Below are 1304 nucleotides of genomic sequence, written 5' to 3'. Positions count from 1 at the left end.
ACTCATTTAAATCACTTTGCTATTAAGTACAAATTGATTCTTAGAGCGAACCAGATTGCTTGGCAGGAGCTTAAAAATATGGCAGCTTAAAATTGACCGTGCGTAACATGAGTAATTTAGATGGGTTGATTTAAGAGACGCAATATTATTCTAAAAAACCGGACTTTATTATAAAAAGCCTAGGAAGATCAATGAAATAAAATAATTTAAGGGCTTGCTATAAAGGCGAAATAGAGTGTGCTTGAGGCGTCATATTGGGCTGGGCCAGAGCGACCCAGCTTAGGTAAAAGGTTGATTAGAAAGTATTGGTTGGGGTAGAGTCCTTTTGTGTGCTCGTCGCTTTAGGGCTTGCTACTTGGAACATGCCACTCACAGGCGCTTTGGTTTTAACCGGTGCGGCAAATAAGTCAGTGGTTTTCTCAACTAAGCTGCTACCAGGGAAGAGGGCAATCATATTTTCTAAAACTTGCGCCCGTTTTATTTCGGGGGTTCCTGCCATTTTAGCGGCAATTTCCTCTACTTTATCATCAATTAGCTGAAATAATTCGGCAAACTCTAAATAACTGTCTTTATTAAACTCAGCACTTAAAAAGAAATTGTAAGGCGCATCACCTAATAAGGAGACATCTATTTCTCTTCTTAGTGCAAAAGCTGCACCTAATTTGGTAGACAATAGGCTATCTGGAAAAGCAGTTCGTACATTTCGGGCTAAGCTATTACGCGCCTCTTGTGGGGTTGTTAACGCAAGCTTACAGGCAATGGCTAACTCCTTTTTATCTAAAAGGCGCGCAGAAAGTTCTGCGAACTCATTAAATAAATCAGCCGCAAAATCAGCACCAGAAAGAAGATAATGAGGATGAGCATTGGCTGGGTCATATAAGCCTTTAATTCTACTTCTAGTTTCAAAACCACGATTAAGCACATGGTAAAAGCAGCCATTGTCTTTATCGTGTGGTTTAATAGCGCGAATAGCATGGCCTAAGGCTTTTAATTCTTTGTCGGGGCAATGGAATAATAAGTTGGTAGCGAGCTCTTTTTGGTCGGTTTCCGATAAACTGTCTAGTATTTCTTGATGTTCTACTAAAGCATCAGCATTGCCAAGGGTTAGATAGGGATTGGCTTTTGCTAAAGTCGTTAGATCTAATTTGCTTAAACTCATTTATTTAATCTCCTGATGGGCTTACTTTGATATAGGCGCGGATTTTTAGACGAAAAAAAGGTATTTTTAAGAGCTATTCTTCTAATATAAGAGGGGAATAGAATGACCAAAAAGCGAAATTATTACACTGCATCAAAAAAATCAA

The 1304-nt window shown here is 38.9% G+C and carries 1 protein-coding gene; it reads right to left on the bottom strand.

The annotated features are described in order from the left end of the window. Positions 1-295: 295 nt before the first annotated feature. Complete coding sequence (locus tag ELY15_RS15830; protein ID WP_127101727.1) at positions 296-1159, bottom strand: hypothetical protein; 864 nt, start codon at positions 1157-1159, stop codon at positions 296-298. Positions 1160-1304 lie beyond the last annotated feature (145 nt).

Source organism: Legionella sp. km772 (genome assembly GCF_003989735.1).
Lineage (GTDB): Bacteria > Pseudomonadota > Gammaproteobacteria > Legionellales > Legionellaceae > Legionella.
Note: the sequence above shows the minus strand (reverse complement) of the source record. Positions and strands in the feature narration are given on the sequence as shown.

Coding starts and splice junctions, on each gene's coding strand:
- ELY15_RS15830 (WP_127101727.1), bottom strand. CDS start 1,159: ATGAGTTTAAGCAAATTAGATCTAACGACTTTAGCAAAAGCCAATCCC.